This window comes from Agriterribacter humi (genome assembly GCF_009192765.1).
GTDB classification, from domain to species: Bacteria; Bacteroidota; Bacteroidia; order Chitinophagales; family Chitinophagaceae; genus Agriterribacter; species Agriterribacter humi.
In genome coordinates this window covers 51,800-70,314 of sequence record NZ_VOHQ01000009.1, presented here as the reverse complement: position 1 = coordinate 70,314, position 18,515 = coordinate 51,800, and the positions used below count along the sequence as shown (strand labels likewise).

12 protein-coding genes and 1 tRNA gene are annotated in these 18,515 nt (G+C 42.7%); 5 read left to right on the top strand and 8 right to left on the bottom strand.

Annotated elements, in window-relative coordinates:
* The first annotated feature begins 343 nt into the window (after positions 1 to 343).
* Positions 344 to 1,486, top strand: coding sequence for an ATP-binding protein (locus FRX45_RS15410; protein ID WP_152269339.1), 1,143 nt, complete (start codon positions 344 to 346; stop codon positions 1,484 to 1,486).
* Positions 1,487 to 1,552: 66 nt separating this feature from the next.
* Here FRX45_RS15410 and FRX45_RS15405 read toward each other — a convergent pair.
* A tRNA-Leu gene (locus FRX45_RS15405) sits at positions 1,553 to 1,634 on the bottom strand.
* Between the two features lie 81 nt (positions 1,635 to 1,715).
* Here FRX45_RS15405 and FRX45_RS15400 point away from each other — a divergent pair.
* A complete protein-coding gene (locus FRX45_RS15400) occupies positions 1,716 to 3,959 on the top strand; it encodes a RelA/SpoT family protein (protein ID WP_152269338.1) in 2,244 nt (747 codons plus the stop codon).
* A gap of 278 nt (positions 3,960 to 4,237) precedes the next feature.
* Here the strand turns inward: FRX45_RS15400 and FRX45_RS15395 are convergent, their stop codons facing one another.
* From FRX45_RS15395 to FRX45_RS15365, 7 genes are all read right to left on the bottom strand, one after another.
* Positions 4,238 to 5,968, bottom strand: a complete 1,731-nt coding sequence (locus FRX45_RS15395) for an FAD-dependent oxidoreductase (RefSeq protein WP_152269337.1) — start codon at positions 5,966 to 5,968, stop codon at positions 4,238 to 4,240.
* Positions 5,969 to 6,011: 43 nt separating this feature from the next.
* On the bottom strand, positions 6,012 to 7,682 hold the full coding sequence (locus FRX45_RS15390; protein ID WP_152269336.1) for an FAD-dependent oxidoreductase: 1,671 nt from the start codon (positions 7,680 to 7,682) through the stop codon (positions 6,012 to 6,014).
* A 67-nt stretch (positions 7,683 to 7,749) separates the two neighbouring features.
* Positions 7,750 to 9,381: an FAD-dependent oxidoreductase gene (locus FRX45_RS15385; protein WP_226805406.1), complete on the bottom strand. Its 1,632-nt coding sequence runs from the start codon at positions 9,379 to 9,381 to the stop codon at positions 7,750 to 7,752.
* Between the two features lie 91 nt (positions 9,382 to 9,472).
* Positions 9,473 to 10,918: a RagB/SusD family nutrient uptake outer membrane protein gene (locus FRX45_RS15380; RefSeq protein WP_152269335.1), complete on the bottom strand. Its 1,446-nt coding sequence runs from the start codon at positions 10,916 to 10,918 to the stop codon at positions 9,473 to 9,475.
* Between the two features lie 18 nt (positions 10,919 to 10,936).
* On the bottom strand, positions 10,937 to 14,296 hold the full coding sequence (locus tag FRX45_RS15375; protein ID WP_152269334.1) for a TonB-dependent receptor: 3,360 nt from the start codon (positions 14,294 to 14,296) through the stop codon (positions 10,937 to 10,939).
* Positions 14,297 to 14,450: 154 nt separating this feature from the next.
* Positions 14,451 to 15,692, bottom strand: a complete 1,242-nt coding sequence (locus tag FRX45_RS15370; RefSeq protein WP_152269333.1) for a FecR family protein — start codon at positions 15,690 to 15,692, stop codon at positions 14,451 to 14,453.
* Between the two features lie 40 nt (positions 15,693 to 15,732).
* Positions 15,733 to 16,341: an RNA polymerase sigma factor gene (locus FRX45_RS15365; protein ID WP_193311721.1), complete on the bottom strand. Its 609-nt coding sequence runs from the start codon at positions 16,339 to 16,341 to the stop codon at positions 15,733 to 15,735.
* Between the two features lie 382 nt (positions 16,342 to 16,723).
* Here FRX45_RS15365 and FRX45_RS15360 point away from each other — a divergent pair, with 382 nt between their 5' ends.
* The 3 genes from FRX45_RS15360 to FRX45_RS15355 all read left to right on the top strand — a co-directional run bounded on the left by FRX45_RS15360 (position 16,724) and on the right by FRX45_RS15355 (position 18,353).
* On the top strand, positions 16,724 to 17,269 hold the full coding sequence (locus FRX45_RS15360; protein WP_152269331.1) for an RNA polymerase sigma factor: 546 nt from the start codon (positions 16,724 to 16,726) through the stop codon (positions 17,267 to 17,269).
* Positions 17,270 to 17,334: 65 nt separating this feature from the next.
* Complete coding sequence (locus FRX45_RS23850; protein WP_394350032.1) at positions 17,335 to 17,457, top strand: hypothetical protein; 123 nt, start codon at positions 17,335 to 17,337, stop codon at positions 17,455 to 17,457.
* A 5-nt stretch (positions 17,458 to 17,462) separates the two neighbouring features.
* On the top strand, positions 17,463 to 18,353 hold the full coding sequence (locus FRX45_RS15355) for a FecR family protein (RefSeq protein WP_394350031.1): 891 nt from the start codon (positions 17,463 to 17,465) through the stop codon (positions 18,351 to 18,353).
* The last annotated feature ends 162 nt before the right edge of the window (positions 18,354 to 18,515 follow it).

Here is an 18,515-nt window from a genome sequence, read left to right as displayed (position 1 = left end):
ATCACCAGCACAGACAGGCGGTTTGCCCAAGGGCTGTTGCCAATCTTCAAAACGCCCGGTCTGCTGCTTTTTTGCTGAAAAACTATTTGTTTATTCTTCCTAAATTCTTGTCAGAACTGTAAAAAGGAGTGCAAAAGTAAGGCTTTTGTATTAATTCTTTATGATTTGCTTCCCTCACAAAGTATCCCCGCAAGCAGCATTCTATTTGAAATTATCAACGCTCAGGATAAACAGGGTTAATCATAATATACTGATTATCAATTGTAAATAAAAATAGTACTCAATTTTACCTTTGTAATGACAGAATTATGCATAATTTTGTCAATTAACTGACAATTATATTATGGAAATCCTGACAAGAATAATTGAAAACCGGTTAAAAAGCCTGATCGGAAAGAACAAAGTGCTGTTGATCCTGGGTACACGACGTGTAGGGAAAACTGTTTTGATCAACAAAATCGTTAAGGAATACAACAAGCAGGTTGTATTATTGAATGGCGAGGATCTGGATACACAGGAGATACTTCAGCAGCGGACGGCCACAAACTATAAAAGAATAGCTGGAGATGCACAATTGCTGGTTATAGATGAGGCACAGGCAATTCCGGAAACGGGAAAAGTATTGAAGCTGATGATTGACAGCTTACCGGATCTGACTATAATAGCCACGGGTTCATCTTCTTTTGATTTACTGAACAAAGCAGGGGAGCCTTTAACGGGAAGAAAAATTCAATTTCAATTATACCCGGTTGCTCAAATGGAATTAGAAAGCCGGGAAAACTTTGTTGAAACCAGGCAGCATTTGGAAGAGCGGCTTGTTTTTGGTTCTTATCCTGAAATACTTCAGTTGCCTTCTTATCGTGAAAAGGAAGAATATTTACAGGAATTGGTACAATCTTATTTGTTAAAGGACATCCTGGCTTTTGAAGGAATACGTCAGTCAAATAAAATTATGAAATTGCTCAGACTGATTGCTTTTCAGGCAGGTAGCGAAGTTTCGTACAATGAACTTGGCAATCAACTGGGTATCAGTAAAAATACAGTTGAAACTTACCTGGATTTATTAAGCAAAGTATTCCTGATCTACCGATTGCCGGCTTATAGTACCAACCAGCGTAAGGAAGTATCTAAAGGATCTAAGTGGTATTTTGCCGATAATGGTATTCGCAATGCGATTGCAAACGACCTGCGTTTACTGAACCTTCGTCAGGATACCGGTAGTCTTTGGGAAAATTATCTTTTAAATGAGCGTATGAAACGCAATAGCTATCTCCATGACCATGTTCAATATTTTTTCTGGCGCAACTATGATCAGCAGGAAGTAGATCTCCTTGAATTAAAACAGGGCAAACTATATGCCTGGGAGTTTAAATACAATAATAACAAAAGGGTTAAAATTCCGGCTGCATTTTCAACAGCGTATCCTGAAGCTTCGTTTGAGTGCATTACAAAAAACAATTACCTGGATTGGATAACCGGGGGTTAATAGGAAACAAGCGGTTATCCTTTATAGAATAACTGCTTGTTTTTCGTGAGATTTAAAAACTCTTTGTGCGGGTGGAGGGACTCGAACCCCCATGCCTCGCGGCGCCAGATCCTAAGTCTGGTACGTCTGCCAATTTCGCCACACCCGCTTTCTGTTCCCCGGACTTTTAAAAGTCCTATCGTTTTTTGGGACGGCAAAGGTAGTAGATTTTACTTAAATTTGGATTTATATGGAAGCTGATGTTAAAACGCCAAAATACAACCTGAGCGAAGAAGAAGAAAAAAAGGAAATTGTTCGTCAGTACAGGGCATTGTTAAGGTGTCTTAAACCCAAGTTGAAACCGGGGCACAGGGAATTATTGAGACTGGCTTTTGAAATGGCTGCCGATGCTCATAAAACCATGCGCCGGAAAAGCGGTGAACCTTATATTTTGCATCCTATTGCCGTAGCGCGGATATGTGTTGAAGAAATAGGACTGGGCGTTCGTTCTACTATTTGCGCCCTGCTCCATGATACGGTTGAAGATACTGACCTTACCCTGGAAGATATTGAAAGAGCTTTTGGTGGAGAAATTGCACGTATCATTGACGGGCTCACCAAAATAGCCAATGTAGTAGATACCAATACCAGTCAGCAAGCAGAAAATTTCAAAAAAATATTGGTCACCCTCACCGATGATCCCCGCGTCATCCTCATCAAATTGGCCGACCGCCTGCACAACATGCGTACGTTAGACAGCATGAAGCGGGAAAAGCAATTGAAAATATCAAGTGAGACGGTATATGTATATGCTCCGCTGGCACACCGGATGGGGTTATATACTATTAAAACGGAGATGGAAGATCTTGCGATGAAATACCTGGAGCCCGATATTTACAGGGAGATAGCAAGGAAACTGGCGGAAACACGAAGAGAGCGTACCAGGTATATCAATGAGTTCATACGGCCCATTAAAGAAGGGTTAGAGAAAGCCGGGCTTAAAGTTGAAGTATATGGCAGACCAAAATCAATCCATTCCATTTGGAATAAAATGAAGAAAAAGGGAGTGGCATTTGAAGAAGTGTACGATCTTTTTGCCATCCGTGTTATATTGGAAACGCCTCCCGAGCGTGAAAAAGAAGATTGCTGGAAAGCATATTCCATGATAACGGATATGTATACCCCATCACCCGAAAGATTGCGTGACTGGCTGAGCAACCCAAAATCGAACGGCTATGAGGCCCTGCACACAACCGTAATGGGATCGCAGGGCAAGTGGGTAGAAGTGCAGATCAGAACAAAGCGCATGAACGAAATTGCAGAGAAAGGACTGGCAGCGCACTGGAAATACAAAGAAGGCACAAATGATGAGAGCCGGTTTGACAAATGGTTTACACAGATACGCGAGGCGTTGGCGCAGGATGTGGGTTCCATAGATTTCCTGCAGGATTTTAAAACCTCTTTTCTTGCTGAGGAGATTTATGTATATACACCAAAAGGCGATGTAAAAATGTTGCCGGTAGGCGCCACGTCATTAGATTTTGCATTTTCCGTGCATAGTGTTGTAGGCTCTAAGTGTATTGGCGCCAAGGTAAATCACAAGCTCGTTCCCATCAGCCATAAGCTGCGTAGTGGCGACCAGATAGAAATTATTACCAGCAATAAGCAAAAACCTCATGAAGACTGGCTGAACTTTGTAGTAACAACAAAGGCCAAGAGCAAAATAAAGGATGCGCTGAAAGAAGAAAAGCGCAAAGTTGCCAGCGAAGGAAAATATATACTGCAGCGCAGGCTCGAAAGCATAGGTGCATCGGTAAGCCAGGCGAATATAGAAGAGCTCACTTCTTTTTATAAAATGGCCTCACCCCTGGATTTATATTACCAGGTGGCTGTAAAAAACATTGATCTTAAAGAATTAAAAGAAGAATTCCAGGTGCTGGGTGATAAACTGGTTATGCCAAAACCTGTAAAGCCCGAACCTGAAATTAAGCATCATGACCCTGATGCTAACCGGCCCGCCCACAAAAAGGAAAATGAACTGATCATTTTTGGTGAAAGCAGCGACAGGATTGTATATACTTTGGCCAACTGCTGCAAGCCCATACCGGGAGATGATGTTTTTGGGTTTGTAAGTACAGGTAAGGGATTGATTATTCACCGCACCAATTGTCCTAACGCCGCAAGGCTGATGTCTAATTTCGGACACCGTGTAGTAAAAACCAAATGGGCCAAAAACAAGGAAATTTCTTTTCTTACCGGTTTAAAAATTGTAGGACTCGATGATGTTGGTGTGATACATAAAATCACCAACCTGGTATCAGGTGAATTAAAAATTAATATAGCAGCATTAACGGTAGAAGCTAAAGAAGGACTCTTTGAAGGGAATATAAAACTATTTGTTCACGATAAAGAAGAATTGGATGAGTTGGTTGACCGCCTGAAAAAGCTGCCGGGCATTGAAGCTGTGGAGAGATATGATACGGATACGCTGTAAGGCATCTCAAAAAAAGGGAATAACAATACTATTCTTAGATATGCCAAGATATTTGGATCCACTGTAAGCGCAACCAGGAAAAATAATATTTGTATGTTATCGTGAAAAGGGAGCGCCCGCCCGCCTGCCCCCGTCCGACTGGTGTCAGCCGGGCAGGCGACTGAGCCCCGCCAGAATGATTCTTTCGGGCTGGCATTCAGGCGGCACTGAATGCCATTCGGACGGGGATAAAGGTGAAGGAAGTGTTTCGCTTCTCACTTTTCACGTTTGACACGGCACTAACTATGATTTGATATTTCTTCCGGCCATTGTGTTGCTATACCCTGCGCACGAATAAATTGCTGAAAGTCTTCCAGTATAGTTTTCTTCTCCCTGACAGCATGCGGTGCGATCTTTTTGCCAAGCGAATAAGCGATAAGCATTCCGGCAGCTTCACCTATATTCCATTCTACAGGATGCAGCCGGTAGCAACCATTGGTAATATGTGTAGTACCGATATTTTTGTTTGCCGGAACCAGGTTTTTCATACGCCGGGGTAACAACGCTCCCAAAGGTATCTGAAACGGCAATGACGCAAAATCAATATAGTTGTTGCCGCCGGTGCTGGGATGAAGATCAATATGGTAATAACCTGCACCTACACTGTCAAAGAAACCGGCGGCTTTATCTCCCGCTTTTTCACCCGCCACCAATCTCCTGTTTTCCTTACCAACGTGCTCCTCCAAAACAGTAAAGACAGATTGTATACGGCGTGATTCCCGGATATAAGGGTATTTGGCTAATCCATCTGCTGTTCCCACAACATCTCCGCGCAGGCGCAATCCCGGCCAGCCCAATCCTCCATCGGGGCGTGGCGCCGCTGTTTGCAGCCAGTAAAAAAGCGATAAACTTAATTGCTTGCCCTGCTCGATGAAATGATGAAAGTCTTTTTCGTTTACATCAATAATGTTGTGAACGAAATAATCATTTTGCGGCCAGTTTACGATGCTGATATCACCTGCATAAAATCCCTGGCTGAAATTATTCTTGTCAGCAATGCGCCGGTAATTCCATAGATTAAGTGTTTTGCCGGTAGGCTTACCTGTGGGATCAAAACCCAATGTCTTTGGTTGTAGCGTGGAAGGAGTTGAATAGGATAGTGCCAATAATTTCCCCGGCCAGGATGGCGTTAAATCGGGTACCAGGTTAAGCCAGCGATTGTATTCTTTTGGTTTATCAATAATGTGATTTTCGCCGGGCAGATAATCCATGGCAAAGCAATAGGTGAAGGCCTGGTTATTATTGGGATCCGCTTTTTCCGGTGCATGCAGTTCACGGGTATCCTGCCTGGATTCCGCTCCTGTTACATATTCGGTTTTTGTTAATGGCAATAATTCTCCAAGTTCAGTGGCATCAATAAAATAAGGAGCGGTGAGTATAATTTCATTTCCGGTTTGCAGGGAACGTGCTTTTAGTGCCTTTACTTTGTCTCCATCGGTATCCGCACTTACGATCTTATGCTGTAGCAGCAATCTTAGTTTGCCGGAACCCAGGTAAGGCGCCAGCATACTATTCAGTACGGCTAATGCTGCACGTGGTTCGTGACATAACCTGGAAACTGAGCCCGTTCCCGGATTTAAATATTTATTTGCCTTAGCAGATTCAGTAAGTGGATAATGGCGTATATAGTATTCCCGGATAGCCATGCGCAAGTCGCGATAAAGCTGTGTTGCACCAAAAGATTCTATCCAGGGATGTTCGTCAGGACAGCTCAGTCCCTGCTGTGTAAGTTGTCCTCCTATCCAGTCTGTTTCTTCGGTCATGACTACACGAAGCCCGTTGCGAAGCAACGCCAATGCAGCAGCACAACCGCCCATGCCACCACCCGCTATCACAACATCTTCGGATAGTTCATGAGATGGTTTTTTCTGGTGATGTGTGGTTGATATAACTGAGGTAATGTCTGCGGGAGCCACGACAATTGCGCTGGTGCTAAGGCTTAATGACCGGATAAAGTTTCTTCTTTTCACATTCTGAATATTTTGAATGCAGGCTTTGGAATATGTTCAAATGTTAAGCAAGCCGCTGATCCTGTTGTAACAACTGCCTTTTTAATTCTTCGTAGTTTACCTTCTGTACACTTACATGATTGTCTATTGCATTTACAGCGGCGGTGGCGGCAGATTCTCCCAAAATCATAAATACAGGTTCCATGCGTATAGATCCGTAAGCAACATGCGAGCTGGACAGGCATACCGGTACCAGCAGATTTTCGCAGTCTTTTTCTTTTGGAAGAATAGATTTGTAAGATATACTATAAGGTTGAGGTACATGCACGCCAAAATCACCTTCGTTCTGCACATATCCTTCCGGCGTTACATAACGTTGAATATTGTGTGAATCCAATGTATATGAACCCATGCCAATAGAATCTGTAACAGGATTTTTTCCTAAAATCTCATTTTCTGTCATCACAAGTTCTCCTACCATACGTCTCGCTTCCCGCACATATAACTGTTGCGGCCAGTTGCCATTATCAACAAATTCGTCCTTAGCAAGCCCCCAGGCATTAAATTCATCCTGTACATCCCGGGGAATGCGTGGATCGGTAGCTATAAAATACATCAGCCCCTTTTGATAGGTTTTATGCTCTTCAATGATTTGGCGACGCAACTTATAAGAAGCATCGGGGTATGCATAGTTCATTCCTATATTGTCCGTGCTAAACGGACCGTGATTATTGGTATCCGTTTTCATATTGGGAATGGGATCAAATTTCTGGAAAAGCTCCCGCCATCCTGCATTGAATACGCGCACTAACAATTCATACTGGAAAGGATCATAACCTTTGGGTTGAGGAAAAGGCAATTTGTTTTCCGTATGGCTGGATAAACACATGCGGTAACAATACGCCTGCACTTTTTTATCTCCTTCACCTCTATTGCCTGGCGGATCTGGCGAAATACGCGGAAGCAACCCGCTTGAAGGATCGCCCGGCGTTTTGTAAGGATCAATGTCTGATTTAAAATAGTGCCCGTGCTGAAACACACCTGTTACAATACCGCCCCATTTTTCGTTATATAAGCTGCCGGGTTCTCTGCCAACTGTATAGTTAACACGTGCGGCCGCCATCAGATCACCTTCATAGGTGGTATCTATAAACATCTTTCCTGTAAAAATATTCCCGCTTACTGTTTTGATAGCAGTAATCCTTCCATTTTTTACTTCTACTCCTTTTTCACGATCCAGCCATTCATCGCGCAATACCTGTATACCATTTTCCTTCACAAAATCTTCGAATACTTTCTCGGCAGCATGTGGCTCAAATATCCACATCGTTCTGTTCTCTCCATCTACCGCAGGTGTGCCCTGTCCTTTATTGCCATAAGCTGCTTTCTTCTGCCACTTCCAGGATTCCGGGCGGTCGTAATGAATATATATGCGATGGTAAAATTCTCTTGCCAAACCGCCGATCACCGTTTTATTTCCTGTGTCGGTAAATCCAAGTCCTCCCGATGTCATGCCGCCGAGATGTTTATCCGGTGAGACAATGATTACAGCCTTTCCCAGCTTTTTTGCCTGCACTGCGGCAGTAACGGCTGCACATGTTCCTCCGTAAATAATAATATCCGCGTCATATTTTTTCCCTTTACCCAGTATGGTATATGCAAATGCCGGAGCGCCTGCGGATATCGCTATGCCGCTACCTACGGTAAGAGATCTTATAAAATTTCTTCTTTTCATTCGTATGGTTTTTTTATCATGTTCATTTTCAATCGCATTGATACCTCATATTAATTTCTTCAATTCATTACTTATTATTGAAACCTCCTTTCTCTAAGTAAGGGTCTGCATGAAGCCACTCCTGCAATTCAGGCACGCTGACTTTTTGTACAGGGATATCTTTTGCAATAGCTATTGAGGCAGCCATGGCAGCGGATTGTCCCAATACCATAAAAACAGGCTCCATGCGTATAGAGCCATAAGCAATATGACTTGCAGAAAGGCAAACAGGTACCAACAGGTTGCTACATTCTTTTTGTTTAGGCGTAATGGAACGATAAGAAACCGCATAAGGATGTTCTACTCTTACTTCCACATTCCCTTCATTTTTTACCATTCCATTTACCACTATCCGGTCGCAGTTATGACTATCCATGCCATAAGAAGCAAAGCCTATGCCGTCATCCACTTTTGCTTCGCTCCTGCAGTTGTGTTCGGTCATCACATACTCGCCGATCATACGGCGGCCTTCCCGTACATACAGTTGTGGGGTAAAATGACCAAACTGTTCATACTCATCTTTGGGATAACCCCATTCCTTTATAAAGGCCTGCAATGTATCCGGTACCCGTTTATCCGTTGTCATAAAGTACAGCAATCCTTTGGTATAAGAAAGTGCTTCTTCGAGCATTTTTTCTCTTTTTGCATAGCTTGCCTCCGGCCAATCATAATTCATTCCCATCATATCGGTTGAAAATCCTCCCCGGTTGTTGATATCCGTTTTCCGATTCGGCATGAGGCTCCAGATAAAATAATGATTAATGTCTCTCATTGTGGGCTGCGCTTCAAAAAGGCGCGCCATCAGCTCATACCTGGTGGGGTCGTAATCTCCAGGACGTGTTATTGGTATACGGTTTTCGGCACTATCGGTAAGGCATATCCTGAAATTATATGCCTGCACTTTTTTATCTCCTGTACCGGCAGGTTTAACCTTATTTTTAGTGATACCCCATACCAGTCCGCTGGAAGGATTGCCGGGAACTTTATATGGACTAACATTATCCGGGAACTGATGATACCCGGATTGCCTGTGATACTCCGGCAGTTGAAAACCATTGAGAGTTTCGTTGTACACACTGTTATCTTCACGGCCTACAAAATAGGAAATACGGGCCATGGCCATTAAATCGCCTTCATAAGTACAATCAAGGAATTGTTTTGCACTCACGCTGATGGATTTCCCGGCAGGCATATCATTAAGTTGAATTGCACGGATAATAGTTCCTTTTTTTTCAACTTTAGAAAGTTGTGTTTCCATCAACAATGTTATCTTTCCTTCGCGAATATAATCCTGCATTACTTCCAATGCTACACGGGGTTCAAATGTCCATTGTTCATCAGATGCGCGTCCATATTTTTTTGCTACCCGTTGATAAAATTGCAGAGACAATCCGGTGATAGCCTCTTTTATCCCCGCATCTGTTTTACCCAATCCACCTGTAGTTAGTCCTCCTATCATTTTCCCCGGCTCAATCAGTATAACACTGTTACCACATTTTGCTGCTGCATACGCCGCGATTACTCCCGCAGAACTGGCGCCGTAAATACAAATATCTGCAGAATGAGTGGTTGTCTTGCCCGATTGACCCATTGCCGCACACAGCAACAGCATATGTGCTGATAGGGCTAACAGGAACCGGTTAATAATTTTATATTTCATTCGAATATTTTTAGGCTGTTATATAGTGTAAAAACGATACACTATCATTTGGAAATGAGAAATTATTACAAAATATGGCTTGATATTTTTGTCAATATCCCGGGTTTTGATCCTGTTGCTCCATATCCGGGTTGTTATCAATCTCTTCCTGCGGTATAGGCCAAAGAAGACGGGCATCAATAACAGTTCTGCCAGCAAGCTCCATAGCCTGTTTCACAGTGCCTGTTCTTTTTAAATCCTGCCAGCGTTGACCCTCCACAATAAATTCGTAGGCTCTTTCCATTAAAACGGTATTGCGGAATTGTTCCTGGTTCATTCCCGAGGCATAATCAACCGGCGAAGGCACTTCAGGATCATACCCATAGGCCCTTCTTTTAATCGTGTTCAGCCGCTCAAGCGCCAAAGTGCCGGGTAACCCCTTATCCATACAATCTGCTTCTGCAAAAATGAGGAAGGCTTCAGCATAACGGAATACAGGATCGCTATAGGTAGCCAATCCGGAAGGATCGGTAGTGAATTTTTTAAACAAAACAGGTGTAGCCGAAGGCAACAAAACAGAATCTCCATTTGGTCCGATATATTTTGTATAGAGATTGAAATCTCTTCGCAGATCTTTACCATCCCAGGTTGAAAGAAAAGAATTCATATTGGGAAGCCAGGCATACACTCCTCCACTGCTGTAATTGTAGGGAGGCGTATTCGGCCGGTGCAGATAGCCGGGCAATGCGGACTGCCTTGAATCGGAATGGTGGATGGATAATATATCTTCAGCGCTGGTAGTTGCAGCAAATACTTTATAAAAATCATTAGATTGCTGTACCCTTACTAAATTATATTGTCCACTGTTGATAATATCATCTGCTTCTTTTGCAGCATCAGCCCATTTTTCTCTTGTGAGGTATACTTCTGCCAAAAGCATTTTTGCGGCCCACTTAGATGCCCGGCCTGTTTCACCGCCCACTGTTTCAGGCAATCCATTAACTGCAGCCATGCCGTCTTCAATGATCAGGTCATATACTGCATCTTCCGGCATCCTGGGAGCGCCCACTGTACTGATATCAACACTTTCCGATGTTTTTAAAGGCAGCGGACCGAACCCTCTTGCGAGATTAAAATAGGCCATTGCTCTTAAAAAATGTGCTTCTGCAAGAATCTTATTCTTTGCAGTCTCATCCATTTCAATTTCCGGCACATTGTCCAGAATAGAGTTAGCGCGGTTAATGGTTCTGTAATGAGACGACCAGATATCAGCCGCTCTTCCAATGTTGGCTACATCAAGTATCTGACTAAACACCGAGATTGGAGCCTGCGACCCCCTTCCGTTTTCATAGTCGGCATGATTAACGAGAAAGAGCCAGTAAGTAATACCATAATTATCAGCAAGAGACGAATAAGCGCCTGTAATAGCGGCTTGTGCATCGGCAGCGTTTTTATAAAAATTGGCTTTTGAAATAAAATCCCTCGGCACTTCCGTCAACTCTTTTTTGCACGATGAGATGATGGCGATAAGTCCTATAAATAAAATAGTTCGTTTCATTGTAAGATATTTTTGCTGTTAAAACCTAAGTTCTATACCTGCTCCAAATACTCTTGCATTGGGATAGCCGCTTTCATCTGTGCCGATGAACAACCGATCCTCAATGGATTGGGAATCGCTTCCCCTTGTATTTACTTCAGGATCAAGCCCCGGATAATTGGTAACTGTAAAAAGATTCGTTGCTTTCAGGTATATGCTTGCGTAACTCAGCCAGTTTAATCCCATCTTATCTACCGGCAGGTTGTAGGACAACTGTACAGACTTCACCCTGAAATAGCTTCCATCCATAATGAACCTGTCGGAGGGTCGCATTTGTGTGAGCGGACTTACCCTGGGGTATTTGGCTTTTGGGTTCGGATTATCCTCTGTCCAATAGTTGCCGAACAAATCGGCAAATTGATTTTGTGTTCTCTGGAATGAATTGAGATTGGTGAAGGCGGTGGCGAAAAAGATGTCGTTGCCCTTAACTCCCTGCAGAAAAATATTCAGGCTAAAATTTTTATACGAAAAGTTTGAATTGAACCCGAATTCAAGATCAGGATATGGCGTACCGAGTATCACACGATCCAATGGTGTGATAGAACCATCTTTGTTAACATCCACAAATTTTATATACCCATTTTCATCCAGCCCGTCTTCCTGGTAACCATAAAAAGCGCCCAATGGCTGACCTACCCGTGCAATATTATAGCCCGGTAACCCTGAGGTTTGGCCCACAGTAACGATATCGCTTCCTCCCGCTATTTTAACCACTTTGTTCTTATTCATAGACAACTGGGTAGAAACATCCCATTTAAATTCACGTGTAAGGATATCAGCATTCAATCCAAATTCAAGTCCCTGATTTTGAATTTCACCGAAGTTTTGGAGAATGAATCCAAAACCTACAGATGGCGGCAGTGGCACAGAGGCCAGGAGATCGTGTGTATTTTTCTTATAGTAATCAAAAGTAAAACCAAGCCTGTTGTTTAAAATACTGAGATCAAGCCCGAGATCGAGCTCACTGCTGGTTTCCCATTTCAACTGGCTGTTTGAAATACCTGAAGGCGCATATCCCACGCTTTCTGTATTGCCGTTATAGATATACTTTACTGGCGACATCCTGTCGAGAGACTGATAGGGAGACAAGGCCGTATTGCCTGTAATACCATAGCTTGCCCGCAGTTTAAGGTTGTCAATAAACTTTACGTTTTCTCTCATGAAGCGCTCTTCAGAAACTCTCCATGCTAAAGCTCCTGAGGGGAATATTCCCCACTTATTCTCTTTGCCAAACCTCGAAGATCCGTCTGAACGAAGGCTGGCAGTAACGTAATATTTATCCCAAATAGAATAATTCACTCTGCCAAGACCTGAAACCAACTGCCATTCGGAGATGCCTGAAGATGGAGGATTAATGGTTTCTGCAGAGCCGAGATTGTAGTTTTCGGTAATATTGTTTGTAAATCCTGAAACAGAAATGCCGGAACTCCTGGCCATATATGTTTGATAGGTAAATCCACCGGTAACGGTTAATCGCTGCGAATGGTCAAAGTGCTTTGAATACGTAAGTACGTTTTCATTCAGGAATGAATTCCAGTATGTATTGCTGTTAGAGGCGCCACCACGGTCGTTGGCATAAATAATGGGGCTGAAGCCGTCGTTTATCGAACTTTCATATTCAAGTCCGAGCCTTGTGGTAAAAGATAAGTCGCTGGTAATTTTTATGTTCAGCGCATTATTCAGTAGTATAGTGTTTGCCAATGTTTTGTTTTTGTAAGGCTTGTTCCAAAGCATCGGATTCCTGATGTCTCCCGGGTCGGTAAATGGATAGGCTTCTCCTATGCGAACGGGCAATCCCTCATCATCATAAATGGATACCGTGGGCGGGGCAGACAAAGCGCCAGAAAACATATTATTGCCTCTTCTGCCATTGTCAACAGGAACGGAATTCTGTTCTCTCCGTGATACGTTGAGATTAACCGCCAGGTTGAGCCAGCTTTTTACTTCATGATCCAGGTTAAGCCGGAACGAACCTTTTTGAACGCCTGAGTTGATGATTATTCCCTGCTGGTTGTAATAATTCCCTGAAAGTGCATAATTGGTTTTACCACCGCTCCCCGAAAAGCTAAGCGTATGATTTTGTACCGGGGCGGCCGTGAAAACGGCGTCCTGCCAATCTGTTCCCGGACCGGTAACCTGGTTTACATCGAAATAGGGATCTTTCCCATCATTTTTTAAAAACTCGTTCACAACGACAGCATACTGTTTGGCATCAAGCAGCCTGAATCGTTTGGCTGTCTCCTGCACTCCATAATAACTATTTATCGAGAGCATGTCTTTAGTTCCCTGCTTTCCTCTTTTGGTAGTCACCATCACCACACCGTTTGCTCCTCTTGCCCCGTATATAGCAGTAGCAGAAGCATCTTTCAATATATCTATAGACTCTATATCGGCAGGATTTATAAAGTTTATGCCACCCACTATCGGAAAACCGTCCACAACATATAAAGGATCATTGCTTCCGATCATGGAATTACCTCCGCGAACCCTCACCTGAACTCTTGAACCTGGTGCGCCGGAGTTATGAGCTACCGATACCCCACTCGCTCTACCCTGTAAAGCTTCACCCACGTTATATACCGGCACAGCCTGAAGCTCTTTAGTACTTACCTGGGCTACAGAGCCTGTCAAATCCCTTTTCCTTTGCGTACCGTATCCTACCACCACCACGTCTGTCAATTCAGAAGCAAACGTCTCCAGTGCAATATCAAATACCGTTTGACTACCTGCTTTTACCGTTTTTGTTTCATATCCTACGATAGAAAAAACCAGTTCAACATTTTTAGCGGAAGATACGGACAACTGAAACCTGCCATCAGCATCAGTAATAGTTCCATTACGGGTTCCCCTCACTGTTACGCTAACTCCCTGCAGCGGTTCGTTTTCGGCGTTGGTTACCCTTCCTCTTAACGTAATGTCAACAGGGGGAGCATTTGCATTGCTCCCGGGTTGAATGTCCGGCGACAATGGCAGCTCGCTTTTCCTTTTAATAAAAATTGTATTGACTTCAATAGTAAATCCAAGACGCTCTTTTTCAAGCACACGACTCAAAAATTGGCCGAGGGGCATATTTTCGCCATGAATCGTTACAGGCTTTGCTTTTTTAATCTGGCTGGCCTTGTAGCTAACGAAATAGCCGGTTTGCTGTTTGATTGCGGCAAATACTTCCTCCAGCGAAACATCTTTTCCTGAATAAGTAATGGTTTGTGAAACACCAGAGGCAGTAGTTTGCAAGCAAAGACCGAGGAGTAGAACAGTGGTAAGTTGCATCACTCGCACAATTTTGGATGACCATCCGCGAACATGACTATGTTCGCGAATAAAAGCAGTTAATTGCATACTTTTGATTCTGTTTTGGGTTAATGAATAAATTGTCTGTTCAACCGGAATTTATATAGAGTTAGCCTGAAATTTTCCGGATTCTGTTGCGAGCAGAGTCCGGTTTTTTATTATACAGTTTTTATAGTTAGCACTATTTTATCCAGGGGGGAATCTATAATTGTGAAACCGTGAGTAGCCTGTCTTCCAAACTGAAATGAATATCCTTATCCTGTAGTCCGTTCAGCAATTGCTTAAGTGTAAGATTTCTGCCAATCTCTCCACCCAGCTCTATCTCTCCTACATTCCCTTCATAGCGTACATCTACATTGTACCACCGGGCAATCTGGCGCATAGCGTCTGCCAGCTTTACGTGATGAAAGTTAAATACACCATTTTTCCATGCCAGTTCTTTGCCCAGATCGGCTTTTATTATTTTGCCGGAGATGTATGCATTGCCAGGCTTTAAAAGCGCTTGATTGATTTCTACCAATCCTTCCAGCAGGGAAGTTTTAATGCCCGGTTCATCAGGATAACTGTTAACATTAAACGATGTGCCTTTTACGGTGATCTCATCTTTGTAGGTCTTCACTGTGAATGGTTTTGAGGCATTTTTGGCTACTTCAAAATAAGCCTCTCCCGTAATGCTTACCACACGTGATTTTCCAGGGAAAGATGTAGGATAAGTAATACTGCTCGCGGCATTTAGCCATACGATTGTACCATCGGATAATGCCAACTTGTACTGACCGCCTTTGGGCGTTTCCATGGTATTGTAGGCTACAATATTTGATTTACCATAGTTAAGCGATCCGTTATTATTGTGTATAGACACTCCTTCATCCGTAATCACATCCTGCACAGCAGCATCCAATAGTACTTTTTTTCCGCTGCTCAAAATAAGTATCGCTTTATCAGAACCAGGCAAAGCATCATTTGCAGGATCAGTTTGTTTAGCAGCAACCTCCTTTACAGTGGCTGCTGAAAAGATACCGGTACGGTAATAACCATATAAGCCTGTACTTCCAAGAAAAACTGCCGCGGCAGCATAACGCACCCAACCGTTCCTTAAGAAAAGAAAAAATCTGTCTTTTAAGTTTACCTGAACATGCTCCTCTGCTGAACATAGAATTGAAACAGCAGCAGTATCCCTTAAATATTTATTGTTTAATGCTGATGGCTCTCCCGGAGATGTATTGCCTTTCAAAATGGTTTGAATCATCATCTCAACCTTTTCCTCATCGTATACTATGTCTTCTTCTGAGGCTTTATTATACAATACAGGGATCAACTCTGCAAACTCCTTTATATATTCAGGATTGAGCAACGCCTTCAGTAACTGCGATTTTTCCGCATCAGTAAGACTATTGGTAATATACCCCTGCAATAAATATTTAATGTTAATCTTATTGTTCACAATACTACTGACACCGCATCGTAGCAGGATGTACTATTGCTTATTCAAAAAAAATACAGGAAAAATGCAGCACAACTAAAAAAGGAATAATAGCGTCTCCCTTGTGGCTAAGATGTTCGTAAACGGAATGTATCGCTTCTGCTAGCTGGTTGCGGACAGTATTCTCAGAAATATTTAGCCTGTGCGCAATTTCCTTTCGGCTAAGCCCTTCTTTTTTGCTTAATAAAAACACAAGCTTTCTTTTTGGAGGCAGCAGGCTTACAGCTTCATCAATCAGAGACTGGGTAAATTTCGCATCTATCTCACCCTCGATCTCTTCAACAACAGGTACCTGGCTATTAAACCTGTGTATGTTTAACTCGCGCCTGATCCTTGACCTCAAATGATTAGAAGCTGTATTTGCTATTATTCTGCATATCCACCCGAAAGGGTTTTCTATAGTGGTGAGAGATGAACGGTGAAGCCAAATTTTTAAAAAAACTTCCTGCAGGATATCATCGGCCTCAGATGCTGATTTAATAAGCGAAACGGTGAGCGGGAAAAGTTTTTTATATAACCCATGTACAAATTTTGCAAATACCTCCTCATTACCCCTGGCAATGTTAGCAAGCACGGTTTTATCAATGATATATTCCGTATTCTCTTTCACAGTATTTTGGTAAGTAGCATATGAAGATAGGAAAAAAGAATTTGGCCGCAGGGCAGGGAAAATACCAAACGTATTTCAAAAATAGAGAGCGTCAGCGGTAGATCTGCATGTTGTATCCTGTAATCTGTACCTGGTTCAACAACAAAGCACAATGACCAAAGTAAGAGCAGGCACATCGCTTCTTTGTATGAGATGCAGGATAATAGTGAAGAACTGTATTATGCGCATGCCATCCACGAATAGGCAGGTTGTTGTACCCGGTTCAAAGACCCAATTTTAGAAAATACAGAATAATACATATCAAAAAAGGAAAGCGTATCATTTTTTCGTTATTTTTAAAAAAATAAATGATCGGATTGATTAAACCCAAAACAGGTGTTTCATGACCACCCAAAGTAGTGAGCACACGCTGGAACTTCGTTTTACGGATATTTTTAAACGGCACGAATACAAGCTGTATACGCTTGCTTTAACCCTTACCAAATCCGACCAGTACGCCAAGGATATTGTTCAGGAAGTTTTTCTAAAGCTGTGGGAGCACCGCAGTCATATACATACTATCGCCAATATGGATGCCTGGCTATACAGGCTTACCGAGAATAAAGTGATTGATTTTTTGCGTAAAACCGCTGCCGATAAAAGATTGAGGGATGCATTGTGGACCAATATGCAGCATATGATGAATGAAACAGAAGACACTGTATCCTCCAGGGAATATAACCAGATTATTGAAAAAGCCATTTGTCATTTGCCCCCCCAGCGCAAACGCATATACCGCCTGTGTAAAGAACAGGGCCTTAATTACTGCCAGATCGCCAATGAATTACAGATCTCCCGGCACACGGTGAAGAACCAGCTTTTTACTGCTATGCGCTCCGTCAGGAACTTTCTTACCCGCACAATGAAATTGTTTTCTTTGTTTTTTTAAAATAATTTTTTCGCCAATAGGAACTATTGTGTGTTGTTTCGTCAATACATAATAAGAGAATATTTGTGCAATGGAAGAAAGAATTCGATACCTGCTTCGCCGGTATGAAAACAACAAGTGCTCTCAGGAAGAGCTTGAAGAATTGTTTTATTATATCCGGAATGCCCGTAACAGCGAGGCGCCGTTGAAACGCATGGTAAGGAAAATATACGATGACATCCGGAAAAACCATCCTTCCTTTACCTATGTTGATGAAAGTGGCCGGCTGATACTTACAGAGCCTGATCAGGGGAGTGCTTCAGCGGGGAAAGAAACAGTGCTCAAAAAAAAGATTAAAACTCCGGTATTGGTTGTTCTGTTGGCCGCTATTTTAATGGTATCGGCTGCGCTATGGCTAATGCGGAAAGATATGTCCGGCAGTAATGGCGCCCACCGGAATGCGGCCATTTCTTTAATCAAAAAATTCAGTGAGCGTTCCGAACAGAAATACCTGTTGCTGCCCGATAGTACTGAAGTGTGGCTGAATGCGGCCAGTTCGCTTGAATTCCCGGACGAGTTTAACAGCGGCAGAAGAGAAGTATTGCTTAGTGGCGAAGCTTTTTTTAAAGTGAAGCATGCGGCAAACAAACCTTTTATCATTCATACAGGCAAAGTATCTACCGTAGTGTTGGGTACTTCTTTTAATATAAAAGCGTACCCGGGCCAAAAGGAAGTGATTATATCAGTGAGCCAGGGCAGGGTAAATGTTAAGCGCAATCAAAGTATTGTGGCAACGCTCACCAAAGGACAGCAGGTTAAAATTGATAATGAAGAAGAAAAGATTGCCGAAAAAAATATTGCAGTAAGCAAGGTAGCTGCCTGGCAACAGGGGGATATGATTTATGACGATGAGGTTTTTACAGATATTGTGGCCGACCTGGAAAGAATCTATAATGTAAAAATTGACATTACAAATAAAGAGCTGCAGCAAATGAGAATATCTGCTTCATTCAGAAAAGATATAGGAATATCACAGGCGCTGCTTATTCTTTGCAAGCTAACAGGCGCTCGATTGCATTCCGGAGAGCAGTACGAGATACAATAATTAATCATTAACGATAACTATTGTTATGTCAATCCTATGCTACCCGATAATTCTCCCGCGGAGCTGCTTACCTGCCGCAGGTAAGCAGAGACCACCGGACGTTTTAGATCATTTTACAGGATGGAGAAGTGTGGATAAGAATATCTGCTTTTGGTTTTGCCG

Excerpts from the sequence above, each read along its gene's own strand:
- FRX45_RS15410 (WP_152269339.1), top strand. The coding sequence starts at position 344 with ATGGAAATCCTGACAAGAATAATTGAAAACCGGTTAAAAAGCCTGATC.
- FRX45_RS15400 (WP_152269338.1), top strand. The coding sequence starts at position 1,716 with ATGGAAGCTGATGTTAAAACGCCAAAATACAACCTGAGCGAAGAAGAA.
- FRX45_RS15390 (WP_152269336.1), bottom strand. The coding sequence starts at position 7,682 with ATGAAAAGAAGAAATTTTATAAGATCTCTTACCGTAGGTAGCGGCATA.
- FRX45_RS15385 (WP_226805406.1), bottom strand. The coding sequence starts at position 9,381 with ATGAAATATAAAATTATTAACCGGTTCCTGTTAGCCCTATCAGCACAT.
- FRX45_RS15380 (WP_152269335.1), bottom strand. The coding sequence starts at position 10,918 with ATGAAACGAACTATTTTATTTATAGGACTTATCGCCATCATCTCATCG.
- FRX45_RS15375 (WP_152269334.1), bottom strand. The coding sequence starts at position 14,296 with ATGCAATTAACTGCTTTTATTCGCGAACATAGTCATGTTCGCGGATGG.
- FRX45_RS15360 (WP_152269331.1), top strand. The coding sequence starts at position 16,724 with ATGACCACCCAAAGTAGTGAGCACACGCTGGAACTTCGTTTTACGGAT.
- FRX45_RS15355 (WP_394350031.1), top strand. The coding sequence starts at position 17,463 with ATGGTAAGGAAAATATACGATGACATCCGGAAAAACCATCCTTCCTTT.